This window comes from Thiobaca trueperi, assembly GCF_004342175.1.
GTDB lineage: Bacteria > Pseudomonadota > Gammaproteobacteria > Chromatiales > Chromatiaceae > Thiobaca > Thiobaca trueperi.
This window is the reverse complement of the sequence record NZ_SMAO01000001.1, coordinates 258,731-281,951: the sequence shown is the minus strand read 5'-3', so window position 1 is coordinate 281,951 and position 23,221 is coordinate 258,731. Positions and strand designations below refer to the sequence as shown.

22 protein-coding genes and 1 riboswitch are annotated in these 23,221 nt (G+C 63.1%); of the genes, 9 read left to right on the top strand and 13 right to left on the bottom strand.

Annotated elements, in window-relative coordinates; translation table 11 throughout:
- Nucleotides 1-10 precede the first annotated feature (10 nt).
- The gene (locus tag EDC35_RS19060) at nt 11-199 is read left to right on the top strand and encodes a type II toxin -antitoxin system TacA 1-like antitoxin (RefSeq protein WP_132975023.1); all 189 of its coding nucleotides are present in this window, start codon (nt 11-13) and stop codon (nt 197-199) included.
- A gap of 103 nt (nt 200-302) precedes the next feature.
- Here the strand turns inward: EDC35_RS19060 and odhB are convergent, their stop codons facing one another.
- The gene (odhB, locus tag EDC35_RS01250; RefSeq protein WP_132975022.1) at nt 303-1,568 is read right to left on the bottom strand and encodes a 2-oxoglutarate dehydrogenase complex dihydrolipoyllysine-residue succinyltransferase; all 1,266 of its coding nucleotides are present in this window, start codon (nt 1,566-1,568) and stop codon (nt 303-305) included.
- Nucleotides 1,565-4,438, bottom strand: a complete 2,874-nt coding sequence (locus EDC35_RS01245) for a 2-oxoglutarate dehydrogenase E1 component (RefSeq protein ID WP_132975021.1) — start codon at nt 4,436-4,438, stop codon at nt 1,565-1,567. The genes odhB and EDC35_RS01245 overlap by 4 nt, the downstream gene beginning before the upstream one ends.
- A 152-nt stretch (nt 4,439-4,590) precedes the next feature.
- On the opposite strand from EDC35_RS01245, the gene EDC35_RS01240 reads away from it, so the two are divergent.
- Entirely contained in the window at nt 4,591-4,737 is a 147-nt protein-coding gene (locus EDC35_RS01240) for a hypothetical protein (RefSeq protein ID WP_243651359.1), read from the top strand.
- Nucleotides 4,738-4,777: 40 nt separating this feature from the next.
- Here the strand turns inward: EDC35_RS01240 and EDC35_RS01235 are convergent, their stop codons facing one another.
- Both EDC35_RS01235 and EDC35_RS01230 read right to left on the bottom strand, forming a co-directional pair.
- Nucleotides 4,778-5,362, bottom strand: coding sequence for an ankyrin repeat domain-containing protein (locus EDC35_RS01235; protein ID WP_132975020.1), 585 nt, complete (start codon nt 5,360-5,362; stop codon nt 4,778-4,780).
- 209 nt (nt 5,363-5,571) lie between these two features.
- Nucleotides 5,572-6,543, bottom strand: coding sequence for an SLAC1 anion channel family protein (locus EDC35_RS01230; protein ID WP_132975655.1), 972 nt, complete (start codon nt 6,541-6,543; stop codon nt 5,572-5,574).
- 371 nt (nt 6,544-6,914) lie between these two features.
- Between EDC35_RS01230 and EDC35_RS01220 the strand changes: the two genes are divergently transcribed.
- The 6 genes from EDC35_RS01220 to EDC35_RS01195 all read left to right on the top strand — a co-directional run bounded on the left by EDC35_RS01220 (nt 6,915) and on the right by EDC35_RS01195 (nt 12,932).
- A complete protein-coding gene (locus EDC35_RS01220; RefSeq protein ID WP_132975019.1) occupies nt 6,915-7,217 on the top strand; it encodes a YhbY family RNA-binding protein in 303 nt (100 codons plus the stop codon).
- 61 nt (nt 7,218-7,278) lie between these two features.
- Nucleotides 7,279-7,477: riboswitch (cobalamin riboswitch) on the top strand.
- Between the two features lie 152 nt (nt 7,478-7,629).
- Complete coding sequence (locus tag EDC35_RS01215) at nt 7,630-8,292, top strand: energy-coupling factor ABC transporter permease (RefSeq protein ID WP_165903331.1); 663 nt, start codon at nt 7,630-7,632, stop codon at nt 8,290-8,292.
- Nucleotides 8,289-8,618 carry an energy-coupling factor ABC transporter substrate-binding protein gene (locus EDC35_RS01210; protein WP_132975017.1) on the top strand — a complete coding sequence of 110 codons (330 nt, stop codon included), beginning with the start codon at nt 8,289-8,291 and terminating at the stop codon, nt 8,616-8,618. Before EDC35_RS01215 ends, EDC35_RS01210 begins: the two co-directional genes overlap by 4 nt.
- Nucleotides 8,605-9,357, top strand: coding sequence for a cobalt ECF transporter T component CbiQ (gene cbiQ / locus EDC35_RS01205; protein WP_132975016.1), 753 nt, complete (start codon nt 8,605-8,607; stop codon nt 9,355-9,357). The genes EDC35_RS01210 and cbiQ overlap by 14 nt, the downstream gene beginning before the upstream one ends.
- Nucleotides 9,354-10,211 carry an energy-coupling factor ABC transporter ATP-binding protein gene (locus tag EDC35_RS01200; protein ID WP_207896043.1) on the top strand — a complete coding sequence of 286 codons (858 nt, stop codon included), beginning with the start codon at nt 9,354-9,356 and terminating at the stop codon, nt 10,209-10,211. Before cbiQ ends, EDC35_RS01200 begins: the two co-directional genes overlap by 4 nt.
- A gap of 147 nt (nt 10,212-10,358) precedes the next feature.
- Nucleotides 10,359-12,932 (top strand): S8 family serine peptidase, encoded by a 2,574-nt coding sequence (locus EDC35_RS01195; protein ID WP_165903318.1) that lies wholly within the window; start codon nt 10,359-10,361, stop codon nt 12,930-12,932.
- 89 nt (nt 12,933-13,021) lie between these two features.
- On the opposite strand, the gene EDC35_RS01190 is transcribed toward EDC35_RS01195, so the two are convergent.
- The 9 genes from EDC35_RS01190 to ndk all read right to left on the bottom strand — a co-directional run bounded on the left by EDC35_RS01190 (nt 13,022) and on the right by ndk (nt 21,967).
- Nucleotides 13,022-13,546, bottom strand: a complete 525-nt coding sequence (locus EDC35_RS01190) for a hypothetical protein (protein ID WP_132975014.1) — start codon at nt 13,544-13,546, stop codon at nt 13,022-13,024.
- 207 nt (nt 13,547-13,753) lie between these two features.
- The gene (gene der / locus EDC35_RS01185) at nt 13,754-15,148 is read right to left on the bottom strand and encodes a ribosome biogenesis GTPase Der (RefSeq protein ID WP_132975013.1); all 1,395 of its coding nucleotides are present in this window, start codon (nt 15,146-15,148) and stop codon (nt 13,754-13,756) included.
- A 4-nt stretch (nt 15,149-15,152) separates the two neighbouring features.
- Entirely contained in the window at nt 15,153-16,436 is a 1,284-nt protein-coding gene (gene bamB, locus EDC35_RS01180; protein ID WP_132975012.1) for an outer membrane protein assembly factor BamB, read from the bottom strand.
- Between the two features lie 168 nt (nt 16,437-16,604).
- The gene (locus EDC35_RS01175) at nt 16,605-17,231 is read right to left on the bottom strand and encodes a YfgM family protein (protein WP_132975011.1); all 627 of its coding nucleotides are present in this window, start codon (nt 17,229-17,231) and stop codon (nt 16,605-16,607) included.
- Between the two features lie 29 nt (nt 17,232-17,260).
- On the bottom strand, nt 17,261-18,523 hold the full coding sequence (hisS, locus tag EDC35_RS01170; protein ID WP_132975010.1) for a histidine--tRNA ligase: 1,263 nt from the start codon (nt 18,521-18,523) through the stop codon (nt 17,261-17,263).
- A 78-nt stretch (nt 18,524-18,601) separates the two neighbouring features.
- Nucleotides 18,602-19,624: a RodZ domain-containing protein gene (locus EDC35_RS01165; protein ID WP_132975009.1), complete on the bottom strand. Its 1,023-nt coding sequence runs from the start codon at nt 19,622-19,624 to the stop codon at nt 18,602-18,604.
- Nucleotides 19,625-19,639: 15 nt separating this feature from the next.
- Nucleotides 19,640-20,422, bottom strand: coding sequence for a type IV pilus biogenesis/stability protein PilW (pilW, locus tag EDC35_RS01160; protein WP_132975008.1), 783 nt, complete (start codon nt 20,420-20,422; stop codon nt 19,640-19,642).
- Entirely contained in the window at nt 20,419-21,525 is a 1,107-nt protein-coding gene (rlmN, locus tag EDC35_RS01155; RefSeq protein ID WP_132975007.1) for a dual-specificity RNA methyltransferase RlmN, read from the bottom strand. The genes pilW and rlmN overlap by 4 nt, the downstream gene beginning before the upstream one ends.
- A gap of 13 nt (nt 21,526-21,538) precedes the next feature.
- The gene (gene ndk / locus EDC35_RS01150; RefSeq protein ID WP_132975006.1) at nt 21,539-21,967 is read right to left on the bottom strand and encodes a nucleoside-diphosphate kinase; all 429 of its coding nucleotides are present in this window, start codon (nt 21,965-21,967) and stop codon (nt 21,539-21,541) included.
- A gap of 210 nt (nt 21,968-22,177) precedes the next feature.
- Between ndk and EDC35_RS01145 the strand changes: the two genes are divergently transcribed.
- Nucleotides 22,178-23,128: an acetyltransferase gene (locus EDC35_RS01145; protein WP_132975005.1), complete on the top strand. Its 951-nt coding sequence runs from the start codon at nt 22,178-22,180 to the stop codon at nt 23,126-23,128.
- Nucleotides 23,129-23,221 lie beyond the last annotated feature (93 nt).

Below are 23,221 nucleotides of genomic sequence, written 5' to 3'. Positions count from 1 at the left end.
GGGCGTCAATATGAGCGAATTTGTCATTCGCCCTGCCATCGAAACGGGGTGCGCTGTGATCGATCAGGCAGAGCGAATCCAGCTCAGTGAACGGGATAGCCTGTCTGCGCTGGAGCTGTTGGAGAACCCGCCCGCACCCAATGCAAAACTCATGGCGGCCGCTCACGCCCTGCCAAAGCAGACCGGGGGCGCGGTTTAAAATTTTATATTTTTTAATATCTTAAACCGCGCCAGTTCATACGGTCGTCGATGCTGCCAAGGTCGATCCAAACCAAAACATCACATAGTGCACGAGGCGCGGTTTAAACCCTCAACAACAACCGTGCCGGCTCTTCCAGCGCCTCTTTGATGGTGACGAGGAACTGCACCGCCTCGCGGCCATCGACGATGCGATGATCGTAAGTGAGCGCGAGATACATCATCGGCGCGGCGACGATCTGGCCGTTCTCGACGATGGGCCGTTCCTGGATCTTGTGCAGGCCAAGGATGGCGCTCTGTGGCGGGTTGATGATGGGCGTCGAGACCAGCGAGCCGAAGACGCCGCCGTTGGTGATGGAGAAGGTGCCGCCGGTCAGTTCCTCATAGCTCAGGCTGCCGTCCTTGGCCTTCTGGCCGAAGTCGGCGATGCCCTGCTCGATGTCGGCCATGCTGAGCTGATCGCAGTTGCGCAGGATGGGCACGACCAGTCCGCGCGGCGAGCTGACGGCGATACCGATGTCGTAATAGCCGTGATAAAGAATATCGGTGCCATCGACCGAGGCATTGATGGCCGGAAAGCGTTGCAGTGCCTCAATGGCGGCCTTGACGAAGAATGACATGAAGCCCAGTCGCGCACCGTGACGCTGCTCGAACAGGTCTTTGTACTGCGTGCGCAGGGCCATGACCGCCTTGAGGTTGACCTCGTTGAAGGTGGTCAGCATCGCCGCCGCCTGCTGCGCCTGAACCAGCCGCTCGGCAATGCGTGCGCGCAGACGGGTCATGGGCACCCGCTGTTCGGGACGCCCGGCCTCGCCGCTCAGGCTCGGCGCGGCGGGCACGGCCTGCTCATGCACCTCAGGATCACGGGCTGGCGGTGCCTGTTCGCGCTCGTCCAGATAGGCGACCACGTCGGCCTTGTGGATACGCCCATCCCGGCCGCTGCCGGGGATCTGCTGCGGATCCAGATTCATTTCTTTGACCAGACGCCGCGCCGCCGGGGCGACCAGCGGCTCGGCCTGCGCGGCGACTGGCGCGCGGGGTGCGACCGGCTGCGGTGCAGGTGGCGGGGCTTTGGCCGGCACCTTGACCGGATCGGGCGTTGCGCGGACAGGCACGGCGGTTGCGCTACGCGCACCTTCTTCGATCAGCGCCAGCACCGCGCTGGCCTGGACGATGTCGCCCTCGCCGGCCTGGATCGCACCCAGTACGCCGTCACTCGGCGCGGGGACTTCCAGCACCACCTTGTCGGTTTCCAGATCGACCAGATTCTCACCTTCGCGCACCGGGTCGCCGGGCTGTTTGTGCCAGGCCAGCACCGTGGCGTCGGCGACGGATTCAGGGAGTGCGGGGACGCGGACTTCACGGCTCATTGCGGGGGGATCCTTTTATTCATGCGGGGGTTGAACTGGCCGGTCAGCGCCTCGTCGATCAGACGTTCGTGCTGTTCGACATGGGCTGTACGGTGGCCGACGGCGGGCGCGGCGGAGGCGCCGCGACCGACATAATAAGGCCGTCTGCCGTCCTGGATCAGGTTGTGGAAGCGATGTTTGATCTGATCCCAGGCGCCCTGATTCTGCGGCTCCTCCTGACACCAGACGATCTCTTCGGCGGCGGAATACTGGGCGACGACGGCCTCGAACGCCTCCTTGGGGAAGGGATAGAGCTGTTCGATCCGCACGATGGCCGAGTTGGTCAGACCGCGCGTGCGCCGCGCCTCCAGGAGGTCGTAATAGACCTTGCCGCCACAGAAGATCACCCGCTCGGTCTCGGCGGGATCGATGGGATCGACTTCGGGGATGATGGTCTGAAACTGACCGCTGGCCAGCTCTTCCAGCGAGGAGACGGCGAGACGATGGCGCAGCAGGCTCTTGGGCGTCATCACGATCAGCGGCGTGCGCAGGTCGCGCAGCATCTGACGACGCAGCAGATGGAACATCTGCGCCGGCGTGGTCGGTGTGCAGACCTGGATATTGTGCTCGGCGCAGAGTTGCAGGAAGCGTTCGAGCCGCCCCGATGAATGTTCCGCGCCCTGTCCTTCGAGTCCGTGCGGCAGCAGCATCACCAGCCCGCAGGCCAGATCCCATTTGGTGCCGCCGGAGGTGATGAACTGATCGATGACCACCTGTGCGCCATTGGCGAAGTCGCCGAACTGCGCCTCCCAGATCGTCAGCGCGTGGGGCTCGGCGGTGGCGAAGCCGTATTCATAGCCCAGCACCGCCTCCTCGGAGAGGATGGAGTCGATGGCGATGAAGGCACCCTGGTGTTCGCTGAGGTGCTGCAAAGGGGTATAGGCGTCGCCGGTATGCTGGTCGTGGATCTTGGCATGACGGTGAACGAAGGTGCCGCGTCCCACGTCCTGACCGGAGAGACGCACCGGGATGCCGGCATCGAGCAGACTGGCGTAGGCGAGATTTTCGGCAAAGCCCCAGTTCAGGAGCTGATCGCCGTGGGCCATCTTGCGGCGTTCGTCCCACAGCTTCTCGACCCGTGGATGGAAGACGAAGCCCTCGGGCGGGCGCAGCAGCGCCTCGGCCAGTTCCTTCAGGGTGGCGACCGGAACACCGGTCTCGACCGGCTGGTCCCAGCTTGCCCCGCGACAGAAACTCCAGTCCACCCGATAGGCGTGGTCGAGCCCACAGAGTACCGGTCGTGCGATGACCACACCCTGTTCAAGTGAGTCGCGATAATCGAGCACCATGGCGTCCGCCTCGTCCTTCGCGATGAGTCCGGCGGCGATCAGCCGGTCGGCATAGACGGCGCGGGCGGTGGGATGGTGCCGGATCTTCTCGTACATCATCGGCTGGGTCACCGCTGGCTCGTCGGCCTCGTTGTGGCCCAGACGGCGGTAGCACAGGAGATCGATGACGACATCCTTGTGGAACTGGTTGCGGAAATCGAGCGCCAGACGGGTGACGAAGATGACCGCTTCCGGGTCGTCGCCGTTCACATGGAAGACCGGCGCCTGCACCATCTTGGCGATGTCGGTGCAATAGGTGCTGGAACGGGCGTCCAGCGGATGACTGGTGGTAAAGCCGATCTGATTGTTGATGACGACATGCACCGTGCCGCCCGTGCCATAGCTGCGGGTCTGCGACAGTTGCAGGGTCTCCATCACCACGCCCTGACCGGCGAAGGCGGCGTCACCGTGAATCAGCACCGGTAGCACCAGATCGCCGGTGCGGTCGCGGCGGCGGCGCTGACGGGCGCGCACCGAGCCTTCGATCACCGGGTTGATGATCTCCAGGTGCGAGGGGTTGAAGCCCAGCGCCAGCCGCACGATGCCGCCGGGGGTGTCGATGTCGGTGGCGAAGCCCATGTGATATTTGACATCACCGGCCCGCTTGCTCCAGTCCAGTTGTACCCGGCCCTCGAACTCATCGAAGAGGTCGTGCGGCGGCTTGCCGAAGATGTTGGTCAGGACGTTCAGCCGCCCGCGATGGGCCATGCCGATGACGATCTCTTTCTGCCCCTTGCGTCCGGCGCGCTGGATGAGTTCGTCCAGCAGCGGGATCAGCGCCTCGCCGCCTTCGAGCGAAAAGCGCTTCTGACCGACATAACGCTGATGCAGATATTTTTCGAGCCCCTCGGCGGCGGTCAGCAGGGTCAGCAGCCAGCGGCGGTCGTTCGGTTCCAGTTCCGGCGTGACCCGGTAGCCTTCCAGTCGTTTCTGGATCCAGCGTTTTTCCTGGGTGTTGGTGATGTGCATGTACTCGGAGCCGACCGTCCCGCAGTAGGTCTGCTCCACCATCGCGACGATCTCGCGCAGGGTCATGCGATCCGGGGCATAGAGCGAGCCGGTATGGAACACCTGTTCCAGATCGTCCGGCCCCAGGTTGTGATAGGCCAGATCCAGATCGGCGATCTTGGGCAGTTCGCGCAGCTTGATCGGATCGAGATTGGCGACCTGATGACCGCGATAGCGATACCCGTTGATCAGGCTCAGAACCGCCGACTGCTTCTCGGCAGCGGCTGGGGTGAGGTGCTCGACCGAGCGCGAACGGGCACGGGCGCGACTCTCCTGTGACAGACGCAGAAAGTTCTCGCGGATCGGGCGGTGCGGGGTCTCGGCGGGCAGGGTCTCGTTGGCGGCATTCTGACGCAGGTCGTCGAAACGCGCCCGCCACGCCAGATCGATACTTTCCGGATCAATCAGATAGCGTTCGTACAGGTCTTCGATGAAATCCGCGTTGCCACCATACAAGGCACCGGAATTCCGAAACAATTCTAGGATTGCGCTCATGCTTTGATATGCTCTCGTTGGCGGCTTTTGTTTTTATTGCCGAGAATTATCACATATTCGCCGCGAGTGAAATGGCAGCTAACAACGACCCGATGGCTAACTCCGAGGAGAGCAGGCGTCAACGCGTCCGTCTCGCCCGACTGGAGGCGGACATGGCCTATTTTCAGGCGCGTCTGGAGTTGATCGGCGAGCCAGACACGAACAATCTGGCGGCGCAGCGCAAGGTCTTCAATCTGCTGTACAAGACGGTGGCGAGTAAAATTCTCAAGGTCAAGCGGCGTTATGCCGATCTGAACTAAACCGCGTCTGGCACAACAGATTGTTTCGAGGCGGTTTCGTTCAGATCGGTGACGGATGATCCGATAGCGAGGCGAGCAGGCGTTGCACCTCGGTATATCCGCCTGTGGCAGCCCAATCTGCCGCCGTTCTGCCGCCGAAATCCTTGAGCGTGCGGTCGGCGCGATGACGGAGCAGGGTCTCGACGGTCTTGGCGTGTCCCTGTTTGGCGGCCCAGATCAGCGCGGTCAAGCCCTCGGTGTCTTCCCGGTGATCGATCATGGCGCCGCGTTCGATGAGCAGCTCCACGGTGGCGGCGTGATTGTTCGAGGCCGCGAGCATCATGGCCGTATAACCGCCCTTGTCCACGGCGTCGATGCTGGCGCCCGCATCCAGCAGACGCGCGACGACCGGCGTGTGCCCGTAGAGTGCCGCCTTCATGAGCGGGGTCCAGTCGCAACTGTCGCGTACATCGGGCCGATGGCGCACGAGCAGGGCGTTCAGTGCGTCCAGATTGCCCTGTTCGGCGACATCGAGCAGCGCCTCACCGGAGGAGTTGTCCGGGGAGTCGTCGGAATCGGATGGGCTACAGGCGACCAGAGTGATCAGGAGCAGGATGACGAGCAGGGGTAATGACACAGGCTTCATAGTGGCTTGTTCGCAACCCTGGATGCGGATTGCGCCGGTCTGGTGAATGTGAGCGTCAGCGTATCTGGAGCGCGCAGGTGTTTCCGTGACTTTGTCACCACCAGTGCCTTGATTGGTGAGCAAACCGCTAAACCGCGTCCAGAGCGAGAGGCTGAGTTTAGAGTGAGTTCGATATTTGGCGCATCCACGGCCCTTGGCCGGGGCGCGGTTTAATGTCCGGGCACGCAGATCGTGCCCCGCCAGACGGAGATGAGGGTGCGCACCAGCAGAATGCTGATGATCAGCGTCAGTAAAGCCAGCAGCCCCAGTCCCAGATACTGGTAGAAAACCATCCCGGAACGCTCAGACATCACCAGCGTGGCGATGCTGATCGCAGCCAGCGGAAAGGAATAGGCCCACCAGGACAGAAAGAATTTCAGCCTGAGAAAGCGTTTGGCCTGCGTGAAGAGCAGCAGGGTGAGAAAGAGACCGCTGAAATACAGCATGCGGGCAAAGGGGTCGAGTTCAGGCATGAGTCGGCTGTAGGCGATGAAGCCGACAGCCGGCGGGGCGATCAGGATGAACAGGGTCGGCAGCAGACGCTCATCGATTGGCGTGTGAAAGAGCACACGGTAAAAGATGATCGTCATCAGCAGGATCCAGAACAGCATGCCAACGCTGAAGAAGAACCAGGATACATCCGCATAGCCCAGCGGCACCCCCGCCACGGGCACGATCACATTGCCCACCGCCGGGATGAACCAGGCCGGGTTCATGTGCTGGATCTGAAAGTGCTCATGGTGCATCCAGATGTTCACCACATAGAGTGTGAAGACCAGATGCAGGCTGGTTCCGGCCAGCCATAGACCGAGCGCGAGGTCTGGCAGCAGGGGCAGAAAGGCGGCACTGAGCAGCAGCAGACTGATGGAGATGGTCGGGAAAAAATTGAGCTTGACCGGGTGACGCAGCTCGGCGACCACGGCCTGGCGCTTGAACACCAGTTTGGCGGTATACATCAGGGCCAGCACGACAAACAGGGCGGAGGTGGTGCCGAGCAGCCAGGGCGTGACCTTGAGATCCAGACTGAGGATGTACTGGGCCTTCTCCCAGCCAATGGTCAGACCCGACATGCCCATCACCATGGCGAAAAAGGAGATGGGGAAATGTTCGAGTCGGGATGGCGTGACGATGGGGTTGGTCATCTGGGTCTCTGGCATTGGTGTTTCAGTGAAGTTCAGGCTCGTTCACGGATGTTTGACTCCTGTGAAGCCCTCTGCATGGGTAGCGACCGGCGCGGATTGCGCCGGTCTGGTGGAGGTTGGAGTCAGCCTATCCGGATCGCGCGGGATTTTCCGTGACTTTGTCACCGGCGATGCGTCTGTCTGGCGGACCCTCACCGGCCATGTGAGGTTATACAATCACCAGATCGCCGAGGCGTCGAACATCAACCGCAGGCGGACTGTCTGCGCGCGCTACAATGCGACGCGATGCAGGGCTATCTGGTGAGCCGACCGCTGTCGGCAGACGCCATCACCCAGTTTTTAACCACGACCATCCAGACTCCACTGACTCCATGACCATCACCGAAAAACAAAAACGCTGGCTGAAGAAGCAGGTCCATCACCTCAAGCCCGTCATCCTCGTCGGCCAGCACGGCATCACCGAGCCGGTCCTCGCCGAGATCGAAATCGCCCTGAACCATCACGAGCTGCTCAAGATCCGGGTCAACGCCGGCGACCGCGAGGAGCGCGACGCCGGCATCGCGCTCATCCAGGAACGCACGCAGGCTGATCTCATCGCCCGTATCGGCAATGTCGCCGCCTTCTATCGCGCCAATCCGCAGAAACGCGATCCGCTGCCGGTGCCGAAGATTTAGTCGTCAGTCTGCCAACTGCCAACGGGCTGGTTTGACTCAGCCAATCCCCCCGCCCTATGATGCCCGCCGTCGCGAGACCGGTTCCCCCTCAGCTATTTGGCTGTGGGGGATGAAAAGGGAACATGGTTCAATGCCATGGCTGCCCCCGCAACTGTAAGCAGCGAGTCGATCCCGAACAGACCACTGGCCACTCCGGCTGGGAAGGTGGGTATCGATGCCGACCTGTAAGCCAGGAGACCTGCCGGCCCCGCCTGTCGCTATGTCAATCCGGGCGGGGTGCTCCGGTGGCGAGACTGCTTCATGATCTGACCGCGCCTGTGTCAGCCGTCGGCTGGCGCGACCGCACGCCTGGGGTCTCTCCTCCCGAATCCGCGCCGCCCTTCACCTCTGGGAGAAGATCGCTGTGCATATCATGGAGGGGTTTCTACCCCCAATCCACGCCGCTGCCTGGACCGCCGTGGCGGTTCCCTTTCTGGTCGTGGGCGCGCGCCGTGTCGTCACCCTGACCCGCGAGCAACCGCAGACCAGGCTGCTGCTCGCCAGTGCCGGCGCCTTCGCCTTTGTGCTGTCGGCACTCAAAATTCCCTCAGTCACCGGAAGCTGCTCGCATCCCACCGGAACCGGGCTCGGCGCGATCCTCTTCGGCCCTTCGGTGATGGCGGTACTCGGCGCCATCGTGCTGCTGTTCCAGGCGCTGCTGCTGGCCCATGGCGGACTCACCACGCTCGGCGCCAATATCGTGGCGATGGCGGTCGTCGGTCCCTGGGTCGCCTATGGCGTCTTTCGCCTGACCCGTTCGCTGGGCGGCGCGCTGACCATTGCGGTCTTTCTGGCGGCGATGCTGGGCGATCTGGCCACTTATCTGATGACCTCCATCCAACTGGCGCTGGCCTTTCCCGATCCGACCAGCGGCATCCTGGGCGCGCTGACCAAGTTCGGCGGTGTCTTCGCCCTGACCCAGATCCCGCTGGCCGTCATCGAGGGTCTGCTGACCGTGATCGTGGTCAATCTTTTAACCCAGTACAGCCGCGACGATCTCGATGCGCTGGCCTTCGCCCACGGAGGCGCGAAATGACCCGGACCAATCTGCTGCTCCTTGCCGCCGTGCTGGCGCTGACCATTCTGCCCCTGCTGCTGCCAGTGACCGGGGGGCTTGATGAGCCCTTCGCCGGTGCCGATGGCCAGGCCGAGGCGGCGATTCTCGCCGGTCATCCCGCTTACGAGCCCTGGTTTGCGCCGCTGTGGGAGCCGCCGAGCGGCGAGATCGAGAGCCTGCTGTTCGCCCTCCAGGCCGCACTCGGGGCCGGACTGCTCGGTTATTATCTGGGTCTGCGGCGCGGTCAGGGCACAGGGCGCACGGCTGGCGGGCGTCCCGATCGGACGACCGATGTTCGCGATTGACCGTCACGCCTGGGCCAACCGCTGGCGCGACCGGCATCCGGGCGAGCGTCTCCTGCTGGCGGGCGGTGGGCTGCTGATCCTCAGCCTGCTGCCCGTCTTCACCACCGCGCCCCTGATCCTGCTGGTCATGACCATTGCGACGGTCGCGGGGGCCGGGATCCCCGTCCGAGACCTGCTGGCCTTCATGGCGATTCCGGTCGGATTCCTGCTGACCGGCGCGCCTTTTCTGGCGGTTTCGCTCGACCTGAACGATGGGATACGGCTCGCCTTCTCGCCTGCCGGGGCCATGACCGCGCTGGAAGTCACGTTACGCTCGCTGGCTGCGCTCTCCTGTCTGGCCCTGCTCGCGCTCACCACGCCGGTCGTCGAACTGGTTGCACTGCTGCGACGGCTTGGCGTGCCGTCCGCCATCGTCGAAATCATGCTGTTGATTTACCGCCTGATCTTTCTCTTCATGGAGCAGGCGATCACCGGCCAGCACGCCCAGGCGGCGCGTCAGGGTTACAGCACCTTCGGACGCAGTCTGCGCTCGCTCGGCCAACTGGTGGCGACACTGCTGCAACGGGCGCTGCAACGGGCGCGGCGTCTGGAAACCGGACTCGCTGCGCGTGGCTTCGAGGGCGAGCTGCGCGTCCTGTCGCCTGTCCATGCGCTCTCCTGGCCGCGTTTGCTCCGCATCGGCGTCCTGCTCGGCGCGGTGTCGCTGCTCGCACTGCGGCTGGATCGGTGGCTGGGTTGAGCGATCCGATCCTCCTCGCCGAAGGGCTGGAATATGCCTACCCGGATGCTGTGATGGCGCTTCAGGGGCTGAATCTCAGGGTTCAGCCGGGGCGCAGGCTCGCCCTGCTGGGGGCCAACGGCAGCGGCAAGACCACGCTCCTCCTGCACCTGAACGGCACCCTGCGTCCCGCGCGCGGTCAGGTGCGGCTCGACGGACAGATCCTTGGCTACGATCGCGCCGCCCGTCTGGCCTGGCGCAGCCGGGTCGGTCTGGTGTTGCAGGATCCGGAAGATCAGCTTTTCTCCGCCACGGTCGCGCAGGATGTCTCCTTCGGCCCGCTGAATCAGGGACTCTCCGACGCCGAGGCGCGAACGCGCGTGGACGAGGCGCTCGCCAGTCTGCGCATCGCCCATCTCGCCGGGCGTCCGACGCATGCCCTGAGCTTCGGTCAGAAAAAGCGCGTCGCCATCGCCGGCATCCTCGCCATGCGCCCGGCAGTCGTCATCCTCGACGAGCCCACAGCCGGGCTGGATCCGCATGGCGTTGCGCATCTGCTCGGCGCCCTGCGCCATCTTCAGGACAGCGGCACGACCCTGGTTTTTTCCACCCATGATGTCGATCTGGCCTACGCCTGGGCCGACGACATCGCCATCCTCGGCGCAGGCCGTGTGCTCCGTCAGGGCACTGCTGTGGAGGCGCTCGCCGACTCGAATCTGCTGGGGTCCGCCCATCTGCGGACACCCACCATCCTCGCCCTCGCCACCGCACTGCGCGACAGCGGCGATCTGGAGTGGTCGGACGCGCAACCGCCGCGCACTCAGGGTGAGCTGGTGGAGTTGATTCGTCAGCGTTCCGTTCACGCAAGGAACTGAAACATCACGGAGAATATCCCGATAACGCGAACGGACTCACATCCTTCGCGCGGCAGATCTGCAATGATGTCATTCGGGTAGAGCGTTTTTGATCGGCCCAATCCAGATTGAATGCATCCAGCACTCAGCCAGCGGGGATCCTCAAACATGAACACGCGAGATGGGGTCTGGCGGCAACTCGTCGCAGCGTTCAGTCTGTCATTCACCCTGACTGCCTGGTCAGGAACGTCGCCGGACCAAATCGACCCCTGGCTGGGAGCGCAGGATGGGGATGGCATAGCCAATACGACTGCGTATGCTGCACCGGAACAGAGACATGAGGCTCTCCTGGATCGCGCGCTGGGACAAGGCTCCATCCCTGTGATCGTGCGCTTCAAGACACAGGGGACACCCCTTGCCGGACAGGGAACCCGCCTGACCCAGGCGGAACGAACCCGACTGTCCGCCAGACAGCAGGGCGTTCTCAATCAATTGGGACTGAGCAATGAACGCGACAGATCAGGCGCGAAGATCAAGCGGTTCAGTCGCGTTCAGGGGCTGGCGCTGCACGTCGATGTCATCGATCTGATGGACTTGCTTGATAATCCCGAGGTCGAGGATGTCTTCGAGGATGTTGCCTATCCGCCCGCGCTCATCGATACCCTGCCTTTGCTCGGCGCCAGCAGCGATGGCACCTTCCAGAGTGGCGGCACAAGTTACAGTGGACAAGATCAGGTCGTCGCCATTCTGGATACCGGAGTTGACAAGAATCACCCTTTCCTCGCTGGCAAGGTCGTCTCAGAGGCCTGCTATTCGTCGAATCTCTGTCCGGGTGGGCTCACTGCGTCCACCGCTACCAATTCAGGTCTGAACTGCAACCCAGCCATCGCTGGATGCAGCCACGGGACACATGTTGCCGGGATTGCGGCGGGTAAGGGATCCAGCTTTTCTGGCGTCGCCCAAAATGCAGGCGTCATCGCAATTCAGGTCTTCAGCAGCACATCCTGCGGTGGGTCGCCCTGTGTCAGGGCTTATACGTCGGACATCATCAGAGGGCTGGAGCGGGTCTATGATCTCCTCGGCACCTATTCGGTCGCAGCCGCCAATCTCAGCCTGGGCGGCGGTTCATTTACCAGCCATTGTGACAGCGACCCGATCAAGACCATCATCGATGCCCTGAGCGCAGCCGGAACGGCGACCGTCATCGCCAGCGGAAACGATGGCTATACCAACGCGATCAGCTCGCCAGGCTGCGTATCCAGCGCCATCACGGTCGGCAGCACCACCAAAACGGATAGCGTTTCCTCGTTCTCAAACAGCGCCCCTTTACTGGATCTTCTGGCGCCAGGAAGTGCCATCAACTCATCGGTCGTGGGCGGCGGTTTTGCCTCCTGGAATGGCACGTCAATGGCTGCCCCGCATGTTGCCGGAGCCTGGGCCGTGATGAAATCAGTCAAGCCGACTGCCAGCGTTGCGGAAATCCTCACGGCCCTGCAGGAACAGGGCGCCATGGTCACCGACTCCAGAAATGGCCTGTCGATGGCGCGTATCCAGATCGATGACGCGATCGCCGTGTTGAGCGGAGATGGGGTGGATGTTCCGTCCGCTCCAATCGCAACGCCTGCCAGCGCTGTCTACAACACGGGATTCACCGCAAACTGGGGTCGGGTGACAGGTGCGACCGGTTATCGTCTGGATGTCTCCACCAGCGACACCTTCAGCAGCTATGTCAGCGGCTATGACGGCCTGGATACGGGTAAACAGAACAGTCTGGCGATCACCGGCCTCAGCGCCAGCACCACCTACTTTTACCGGGTCAGTGCCTACAGCACAGCCGGGACCGGTCTTGTCTCCAATGTCATCACGGTGACGACGGCCAGCGTCCCAACCGCGCCAACCTTTCCCATCGCCAATGCGCCCACTCAGGTCACGAGCAACGAAGTGACCGCAGACTGGTCGAGCGTGCCTGGCGCAACTGGGTATCGTCTGGATGTCTCCACCAGCAACACCTTCCGTAGCTATGTCAGCGGCTATAAAAATCGGGATGTCGGGAGTCAAACCGGACTGCTGATCACTCGTCTGAGTCCGGGCAAAACCTATTTTTACCGGCTCAGAGCCTACAATTCGGTTGGTGTCAGTGCGAATTCCAATACCGTCACGGTGACCACCCGCATCGCAGCCCCTTCCCTCAGCGCGGCAGCGAAGGTGACGAGCGATGGATTCACCGCCAAGTGGGGCAGTGTGAAAGACGCAACGGGCTACCGGCTGGACATCGCCACCGACGCCGCCTTCACCAGCTTTGTCGATGGCTATCAGGATCGCGACATGGGCAACCTGAAAATCCTTGCCGTCACCGGTCTCAGTGCCAGCACCACCTATTACTGTCGGGTACGCGCCTACAACGCAAACGGTGTCAGTGCCGACTCCAAGCCCCGCTCCGTCACCACGCGCGTCGCCATTCCTGAGGCTCCGACGGCAAACGAGGCGGTGAATATCACGCCCACGAGTTTTCTGGCGAGTTGGAACCTGGTCGTCGGTGCCACGGGGTATCGTCTGGATGTTTCCACCACGGACAGCTTCAGCACCTATGTCAGTGGTTATAAAAATCTAAGCCTTCGTGTTACCGGTCGCAACGTCACACGGCTGATCCCGAACACAACCTATTACTATCGCGTGAGAGCCTTTAACAGCTCCGGCACCAGCGCAGATTCCCCGGTGCAAATGCTGGTCACCGCTCCCTGACATTGAGTATCGATCCATTCGCCGGACTGATCCGGACGTGGTGACAACAATCCGCACCGCGCTTTCTGTGAAAGCGCGGTGCGGCATTATTAATGCAGTGCGCGCGATGGTCCCTGGATGGGGTCTTTGTTCGGCAGCAGATCGACGAAACGGCCCTGTACATCGGTAAAGTGCTGGAAGTCGGGCAGGACGAAGATTCGCTTCTTTTTGGACAGCCCCTTGGGTTTGAGCGGCGCCTGCGCCATCCAGAGTCCGTGGCGCGTCTCCAGGCCGAAGGTGACGCTGTCAACCGCATAGGGCGAGGCGCCAATGGAGCCATAGCGTTCGATGATGACCTCGAACTGACGCGCCTTGTCGGGCGGCAGAGTCCAGGCTTCCATGATGGTGAAGATGAAATCCGCTTCGTGCAGGGCGGCGAGCTGGCGGATCGCGGCGGCTGACTCGTCTTTTTCGCGGTTGCTGCCGGTGCGCAGGAGGACGGGGATGGTCGCGCCGGTGGTGAGATTGCCGACGAAGGCGATGGGTGCCAGTGACTCGCCCTGTTCGAGCAGGCCGCGCGACACCTCGATCAGCGGCTCAATGATGCCGAGATAGGCCGATGGGATGACGCTCATGCGGAATCCTCCGTCTGTTTAAACCGCGTCCAGCGCGATAGGCGTCATTTTCAGTTTGTCTTTGACTCTGCGGATGTCAAAGTCCTCAGTGCGACGCGGTTTAAACTTTCATATTTTTCATATCTTAAACCGCGCCGGCTCACACGGTCGTCAATGGCGCCAAGATCGATCCAAACCGAAAACATCGCCTGTCGCACGGGGCGCGGTTCAACGCTTGCGTGTGGTGAAGTCCTTGAGTCGCTGCCGCTGCTTGATCTGGCGTGGCGTGAGCTGGTTGCGACGGCCTGCGAAGGGATTGGCGCCGCTCTTGAATTCGAGCCGCAGCGGGGTGCCGGGCAGGTCGAGTTCCTTGCGGAAACGGTTGATCAGATAACGCCGGTAGGTCTCGGGGACGGACTCGGTCTGATTGCCGTGGATGACGATGATCGGCGGGTTGCGCCCGCCCTGATGGGCGTAGCGCAGCTTGATCCGGCGTCCATGCACCAGCGGCGGCTGATGTTCCTGCACCGCCGCTTCCAGCAGCCGCGTCAGGACCGGCGTGCTGAGATCACGGGTGGCGCTGGCATAGGCCTGATCCACCTCGTCGAGCAGCAGACCGACCCCGCTGCCGTGCAGGGCCGAGATCCGGTGCGGTTTGGCGAAATCCAGAAAGGCCAGCTTGCGCGCAAACTGGGTCTTGATCGTCTCACGCTGATCGGCGTCCAAGCCGTCCCATTTGTTGATGGCGACCACCAGCGCGCGACCGCTGTCGATGATGTGCCCGGCGAGCGTGGCGTCCTGTTCGCCGATCCCCTGATGGGCGTCGATGACGAGGATGATGACATTCGCCGCCTCGATGGCCTGGAGCGTCTTGATGACGCTGAATTTCTCGATGGCCTCATGGACGCGCGCGCGGCGGCGCAGACCGGCGGTGTCGATCAGGGTGTAATGGCGACCGAGACGCTCGAAGGGGATGAAGATGCTGTCGCGGGTGGTGCCGGGCAGGTCGAAGGTGACGAGCCGTTCCTCGCCGAGCAGACGGTTGATGAGGGTCGATTTACCGGCATTCGGACGTCCGACGACCGCGACCCGGATGCCGGGCTGATCCTCGGCGGTCTCGGTTTCATCGGGCTCGGGCAGGCGCTCGAAGACCTGATCGAGCAGACTGCGGACGCCCTGGCCCTGGCTCGATGACACCGACACCGGATCGCCGAGACCGAGCCGATGGAACTCGGCGCTGGACTGGACCGGATCGGTGCCGTCGCTTTTGTTGACGACCAGGGTGATGGCCTTGCCCAGTCGGCGCAGACGCTGGCTGATATCCAGGTCTTCGGGGGTGCAGCCGTCGCGCGCATCGACCAGGAACAGCAGGTGATCGGCCTCGTCGATGGCGAGCTGGACCTGACGCTCCATCAGCGCCTCAATCCCTTCCGGCGCGCTGCCGATGCCGCCGGTATCGACGATGATATAGGGGCCGGGGCCGATGCGACCGACGCCGTACTGACGGTCACGGGTCAGTCCCGGAAAGTCGGCGACCAGTGCGTCACGGGTCTGGGTGAGCCGGTTGAACAGGGTCGATTTGCCGACATTTGGTCGGCCGATCAGGGCGATAACGGGGAGCATGATGTCAGGGGACCGTCTTGGGAGTAGGGGGGACGGACTCCATGTCGGCTGGCGCCGCCGAAGCGGAATCAGTCGCTTGAGCGCCGCCACGGGCTTGGGGCGCGGGTGAAGCACCGACGGTCAGGGCGCTGAGCGTGCCGTCTTCCGCATAAACATAGAGGCGTCCGCCAGCCACCAGCGGGCGGGCGGTGATGCCGCCTTTCCTGGTGATCCGGGTACGTCCGACCAGACGTCCATCGGACTGATTGAGCAGGTGCAGATAGGCTTCCAGATCGCCGACCGCAATCAGACTGCCGATCAGCGCGGGGGCGGTGACCTGACGATAACGCAGATGCTCCTGCTTCCAGCGTCCCGCGCCGTCTGCCGGGTCGGCGCCCCAGACCTGATCCTGCGAATCGGTGACGAAGAGTCCGCCGTCATTGACGGCCAGACCGGCGTGGGCCGAGAGTTCGCGTCGCCAGAGGATGTCGCCTGTGGTGGCATCGATGGCGGCCAGATCGCCATTGTAGGAACCGACAAAGATCGTGGAGCCAAGCAGAACCGGATCGGCGTCGATGTCAGCGATGCGAGCCAGTTCGGAACGCCCGCTTGGACGCGAGACGATGACTTCCCACAGCGGTGCGCCATCCTGGGGATCGAGGTTGACCAGTTTGCCGCCGGAGAGTCCGACCACCACGCCGCCCGGCGCCACCACGGGCGTGCTGCTGCCGCGCAGCGTCAGCACGGGCGCGGGATAGGCGAGCCGCCAGAGTTCCTTGCCGGTCGCGGCTTCGATGCCATAGAGCGTGTCGTCCAGGGTATGGACCACGATCCTGCCGTCGCCGGTGAAGCGTGGCACCGATAGCACCTCGCTGCCGAGCCGGGCGCGCCAGTGCTCGCGTCCGTCCGTAGTGGACAGTGAAACCAGCTCGCCCTGACTGGTGCCGAGCGTGAGCCGATCGCCCTGCACATCGGGTCCGCCGCTGAAGGCCAGACCCGTGTCGCGCTCCCAGAGCACGCGACCGCTGTCCGCCGCCAGCGCGGCCACCCGCCCACGCGCATCGGCGACATAGAGCCGCCCGTCGGCGAGCGCCGGCACCAGAAACAGCAGCCGCCCTTCGGTTCCGCGCGTGGGCCGCACCGACCACACCGGGGTCAGACTGACCTCCTGGACGATGTCGGCCAGTTTGGTCGGCGGCGTCGGATCCTTGTCGCGACCGAACCAGGGGATATAACTACAGCCCGTGAGCAACCCGGCCAGCAGGACGGTTGCGGCGCTGAATGGGGGCGATCTGCGGTGGAATGCCATAGGAGCCTGTGTGCGGTGCTTGATATAGCTTTTGACAGGATTAACAGGATTAACAGGATTAACAGGATTTTTCAAATCCTTGTTTTAAATCTTGTTAATCCTGATTCATCCGGTTAATCCTGTCTGAATCAAAATCATGATTCGGACATGCGATTCCCAGAATATTGTCTACCCGGCGCTTGGGAGATTATCGAGCTTGAGCCGCAGCAGTTGCGACAGACCGCTGCCTTTCTCGATGGCCTGCTCATAGGCGACGCGCGCGGCGGCGTGATCCCCGCGTGCCGCCGCGATATCGCCGCGCACCGCTGCGAACTCACCGGCAAAGGCTGTGCTTTTGTCATGGGCCGCGATGGTCGCCGTCGCTTCGTCCAACTGACCCTCAGCGACTTGAATACGCGCCAGCCGCAACGCGGCGATGCTGGCCAGTGCGGGATCCGGAGCCTGCTTGATCGTCTCTTGCAGCGCGGCAATGGCCTCGGCGGTCTTGCCCGACTGATAGAGCGCCTTCGCCGCGACCAGCGAGCCCAGCGTGGCATAGGGCGTCGAGCCGAACTCGTCTTTGAGCACATCCGCCTGCTGGACGACCGCGTCAGTCTGATTGGCTGTGGCGTTGTTGAGCACCTGCTCGAAGGTACTGGATGCCTGAGCCGCGACGTTTTCGCGATACTCGCCCCAGAAACGCCAGCCATAGATGGCGCCGAAGCCAATCAGAACGCCCGCCATCACGGACACCCCGTTCTCCTTCCACCATTTTTTGATGGCTTCGACCTTTTCCTCGTCGGTTTCGTAACTCACTTGTCTCTCCGTCAGAAATAATCGCAGAATCAGCCAGGCATACGCAAAAACGCCGCCAGCTCGTCAAACCCCAGCTCGCGCTGCTCGCCTTCCTCGCGCAGGTGTTTGACCCCGATCACGCCGCGTTCCAGCTCGGTTTCGCCCAGCACCAGCGCATAACGGGCGCCGCTCTTGTCGGCGCGCTTGAACTGGCTCTTGAAACTGCCGCCGCCGCTGTGGGTCAGGAGACGCAGCGCGGGCACGGCGTCGCGCAGCCGCTCGGCCAGCAGCGGGGCGGCGGCCTGTGCCGGCTCGCCGACGGCGACCAGATAGGCGTCGAGCGGCGGTTCGCTGGTATGACCGGCAAGTTCCAGCAGTTCGATCAGGCGCTCCAGTCCCATTGCGAAACCGACCGCCGGGGTGGAACGACCGCCAAGCTGTTCAACCAGACCATCATAGCGCCCACCGGCGCAGACGGTGCCCTGAGCGCCGAGGTCGTCGGTGATCCACTCGAAAACGGTGCGGTTGTAATAATCCAGTCCACGCACCAGACGCGGATTGACGCGATAGGCGACGCCAGCGTCATCGAGTCCCCGGCAGATCCGCTCGAAATGAGTGCGGGTCTCCTCGCCCAGATGATCCATGAGCGAGGGCGCACCGGCGACGATCTGCTGGGTCTGCGGATGTTTGGAATCCAGCACACGCAGCGGGTTGGTGTGCAGACGTTTGAGACTGTCGGCGTCGAGCTGGTCGGCATGACTGGCAAGATAGGCGATGAGCTGCTCGCGATAGGCCAGACGCTCGTCTGCATCGCCGAGACTGTTGATCTCCAGCCGGAAACCACTGAGTCCGAGCAGACGCCAGAGACGGGCGGTGAGCAGGATGAGTTCCAGATCGATGTCCGGGCCGGCCAGACCGAAGGCCTCGACCCCGATCTGGTGGAACTGCCGGTAACGTCCGCGCTGGGGGCGCTCGTAACGGAACATGGGGCCGCGATACCAGAGCCGCTGCGGCTGCACCAGCAGACCATGTTCGATGGCGGCGCGCACGCAGCTTGCCGTGCCCTCGGGACGCAGGCTCAGACTGTCGCCGTTGCGGTCGTCGAAGCTGTACATCTCCTTTTCGACGATGTCGGTGACCTCGCCGATGGAGCGTTTGAAGAGATCGGTCACTTCGACCAGCGGCGTGCGGATTTCCGCATAGCCGTAACCGGCGAGTACCTGACGCGCGGTGTCTTCGACGCAGTGCCAGAGGGCGATCCGTTCCGGCAGGATGTCATGCATCCCGCGAATGGCCTGGAGATGTTTACTCATGTGCGATGGGAGGTCTGATCGGTGCCGGAGCGGATAATCGAAGCTGGTTCTGAGCGAAGCCGACTGGCGGCTGGCGGATTATTCAACGGTCGGGTCGAGTGAAAAACGCGCCACATTGCCGCGCGAGCGGTTCACCACATCGAAGGGTTCGCCGCCGACGGTCATCCGGGTCGCGGCGGCATTGCCAATGACGAATTTATAGGGCGGTTGACCGCCCAGCACGCGGCGGTCGCCGTCGCGCATTTCGCCATTGAGAACCACCTTGCCATCGCTCCCCCGCACCGTGACCCAGGTCGCGCCGGAAAATTCGAGGACGATCTCGGCTGATGTTGCCTCGTCAGTAGGTTCGGCATCCTCGGCAACCAGGGCGGGCTGAGCGGTCGCTGCGGGTGGCTGAGAGGGCGCATCCGGAACCGGCTGGTTCGGGGCAGGCGGCGGCGTGGCGGGCGCCATCGGCGGCACGACCGGCTGAACAGCCGGCGCGGCCGTCGATGCCGCCGTTTCGGCTGGCGGCGGCTGATCGACAACAGGCTCCAGCGTGGGATCGACCGGCGGATCCATGACGGCGGCTGAGGTCTGGTCAAGCGGACTCTCGGTCCCGCTGTCGGGTTCAGCGGCTGGCGGAGCCTGACCGAACAGCGATGGCGCGAGATCGGAGGCAAATCCCGGCTCCAGTCTGGAACGATCCTGCCACCAGAGAATGACCATGGCGATGACCGCGCCGATCAGGGCCAGACTGATGAGGCTTACCCAGAGTCCGCCAGCGTGTCCAGGACGCGGCGGCGCGGACATGGCATGCGGGATGGGCAGCTCGACGGGCGAGAGCGAAGCCCGGTAGGACTGGACGATGGACTGAGAATCGATGCCAAGCAGACGCGCGTAATTGCTCAGATAGCCGGTGATGAAGACCGGGGCCGGCAGCGCCTCGTAACGATCCTGCTCCAGCGCCTCCACCACCTCGCGGCGCAGATGGAGTTGCGCGGCAATGCGTTCGATCTCGATCCCGCGCGACTCACGCTCCGCGCGCAGGCGCTGGCCCGGGCGCTCGACGGGATCAGCCAGCGTGTCCGTGTCTGGGTGGATGATGTCTGATTGATTCATGACGACAGGTGGTTCCTACAACTCTCGGGTTTTGGGCGCTTGAGGGAAATTGGTTTTCAGCGCCCGCTCGTATTCGTCCGCGCGCTTGCGATTGCCGAGTTTGCGTTCGATCTGCGTGCCGATGGTGAGGGCGCTATAGGATGTGCTGGGCGTGCGGATCGTCGCCGGCTCGAAGTAGCGGTCCAGATAGCCTTTCGCCGCCTTGGTGTCGCCACGGTTGTAGGCGATCTCGGCCAGCTTGACCAGCGCCGGGCCAAAGGTCGGGCTGGCGTTGAGCGCCGAGCGATAGTAAGTCTCCGCCTTGCTGGCGTTGCCCGCCGTTGCGGCGCAGTTGCCGGCGTTGGTCATGGCGATCCAGGGGGTGCTGTAGAGCGGATTGGCCAGCGCCTTGGCGAATTGCGCGTCGGCCTCGGCATAGCGTTTCTGCCGGCACTGGAAGGAACCGTAGGCGTAGAGCACGTCCGCATTGTTCGGCGCGAGTTCGAGTGCCTGGTCATAGTGCTGCCGGGCCTTGTCGGCCTGTCCAATCTCCTCATAGAGAAAAGCCAGCCAGACATGGGCGCGCGGATAGCTGTTATCCGCTTCGATCGCCTGCAGTGCGCGGCGGAGGGCGACTTCAGTCTGTCCGCGCGAATAATACTCTTCCGCCATGCGGACATAGAGTTCAGCCGGACTGTCCTCCGGATTCAGGCCAAGCGCCTCATTGTCTGCCTGGATGGCTTTTTTGCCGGCGCAGGCCGCCAGCAGCAGACTGAGTCCGAGGGCGAGCATGAAACGACGCACGAGTCGGCTGCTCATGAAGCGATCCTCCGTCCGGTCTCGATCCGCACCGGCCCAAGCCGGCGCGTGCGATCCTCAACGCGACCGACCAGTTGTCCACAGGCCGCCGCCACCTCGTCGCCCCGCGTCCTGCGGGTCATGGCAAAGATGCCGGCGCGGGTGAGCCGCACCCGGAACGCCTCAATGCGCTCGGGCGGCGAGGTACCGAAATCGCTTCCGGTAAAGGGATTGAAGGGGATCAGATTGAGCTTCGACGGCACGCCTTCGAGCAGACGGATGAGCTGTTTGGCGTGGGCCAGACTGTCATTGACGCCATCGAGCATGACGTACTCCCAGGTCACTTTGCGACGCTTGTCGTTCGCGACATAGGCCTTGCAGGCGGGCAGCAGCTCCGCCAGCGGATATTTGCGGTTGATCGGCACCAGTTGATCGCGCAGCGCGTCGTTGGGCGCGTGCAGCGAGACCGCCAGCGAGACATCGCTGACCTCGCGCAGCCGGTAGATGTTGGGGACGATGCCGGAGGTACTGAGCGTGACCCGCTGTTTGGCGAGCATATAGGCGAGATCGTCCTGCATGATGTCCATCGCCTTGACCACTGCCTCGAAGTTGGCGAGCGGTTCGCCCATGCCCATCATGACGATATTGGTTGGCGGTTTGTCGAGCTGGCGCGCGGCGTGCCAGACCTGGCCGATGATCTCGCCGACCGTCAGATTGCGGTTGAAGCCCTGGCGGGCGGTGGCGCAGAAGGCGCATTCCAGGGCGCAGCCGACCTGCGACGACACGCAGATGGTGCGGCGGCGTCCTTCGGGGATAAAAACCGTCTCGATGCGCTGCCCGTCATGGAGTTCGAAGATCCATTTGATGGTGCCGTCCGCCGAGGGATGGGCCGCAGCAAGACGCGGCAGACGGATCTCGACCGTCTCGCGCAGCCCTTCGCGCAGGGTCTTGGACAGATCGGTCATGGCGTCGAGATCGGTCACGCCATGTTTGTGAATCCATTTGAACAGATTGCGTCCATGAAACGCCTTCACCCCCAGTCCAACGACCAGCGCCTCGCACTCGGCAAGGCTCAGATCGAGCAGATTGGGTCTGGACCCGGTCGCAATGGGTGTGGCGGTCATGGACGGACCTGTTTCAGCGGGTGCGGGGGCAGACGCCTTCCGGGAAGAAGAAGGCGATCTCAACCTCGGCCGTATCCGCCGCATCCGAGCCATGCGCCGCGTTTTCGGTGAAGGAGTCGGCGAAATCGGCGCGAATGGTGCCAGGTGCGGCGTTGGCCGGATTGGTGGCGCCCATGATGTCGCGGTTCTTGGCGACCGCGTCCTCGCCTTCGAGCGCCTGGACCATGACCGGACCCGAGATCATGAAATCGACCAGTTCGTCGAAGAATGGCTTGCCCTGATGAATGGCATAGAAGGCACAGGCCTGCTCGCGGCTCAGATGCAGCATGCGGGCGGCGACGATGCGCAGACCGGCGGCCTCGAAGCGGCTCAGAATGGCACCGATGGCGTCCTTGGCGACGGCATTGGGTTTGATGATGGACAGGGTACGCTCGATGGCCATGCGGGCTCCAGACAGGATATTGAATTCAAAGGGTGGTTGGATTTGACATCGGGAGGTTGTCGATCCGATCAGGGCTCGACGTTCAGTCAATCGTTAAGTCTACCGGTCGCGACCGCACCCGGCAATGCTGGACATCCCCTGTTCAGTTGGCCCATCTTCCGGCTTGAGTGGATAATGCGCTTCGACCCTGCCGCACCCGGACGCCTCTTCATGACTCATTATGACGTTTTCAATGGCGACGCAGACGGACTCTGCGCACTCCAGCAGTTGCGTCTGACCGAACCGCGCGACAGTCTGCTGATCACCGGTCCCAAACGCGAAATCAATCTGCTCGAACGGGTGCCGCTGGATGCGGCGAGCGTCACCGTGCTCGACATCTCGCTGGACAGCAACCGGACGGCGCTGATCCGGCTGCTGGATGCGGGCGTTCAGGTACGCTATATCGATCACCATTTTGCCGGCGACATCCCCGCTCATCCGGCGCTCGATGTTCAGATCGAAACCCTGCCGGATCGGGGCACGAGTCTACTGGTGGATGACGCACTGAACGGCACTCAACGTGCCTGGGCAGTGGTCGGCACCTTCGGCGACAATTTCGACCAGGCCGCCCGGCGCGCGGCGGAACCGCTGGGGCTGAGCGAGGCCGAGCTTGGCCGGTTGCGGGATCTCGGCATCTATCTCAACTACAACGGCTATGGGGCAACGGTCGCGGATCTGCATCTCGCGCCGGATGTACTCTTCCGGCGCTTGCAGCCTTATGCCGACCCGCTCGATTTCATCGCCGGGGATCCGGCCTTTGCGTTGCTGCGCAACGGTTATGCGGATGATATGGCGTGCGCGTGTGCCCTGGTGCCGGAATTCGCGGACGCCACGCACCGGCTGTTCGTCCTGCCTGACGAACCCTGGGCGCGCCGTGCCAGCGGCGTGCTGGCGAATGAACTGGCACAAGGGGCGCCGGATCAGGGCCATGCCATCCTGACCCGGCTCCCGGCTGGAGGCTTTCTGGTCAGCGTGCGCGCACCCCTGACGCGACCGGATGGCGCGGATACGCTCTGCCGTCACTTTCCGACCGGCGGCGGACGCCGGGCAGCGGCGGGGATCAACGATCTGCCGGAGACGGATTTCGACCGCTTTCTGGATGCCTTCCGCGCCGCATTTTAAACCGCGTCCAGAGCGAGACGCTGAGTCCCGAGCCGGGTTCAGCGTTGGCGCAACCACGGCCCCTGGTGGAGACGCGGTTTAAAATTATATTTT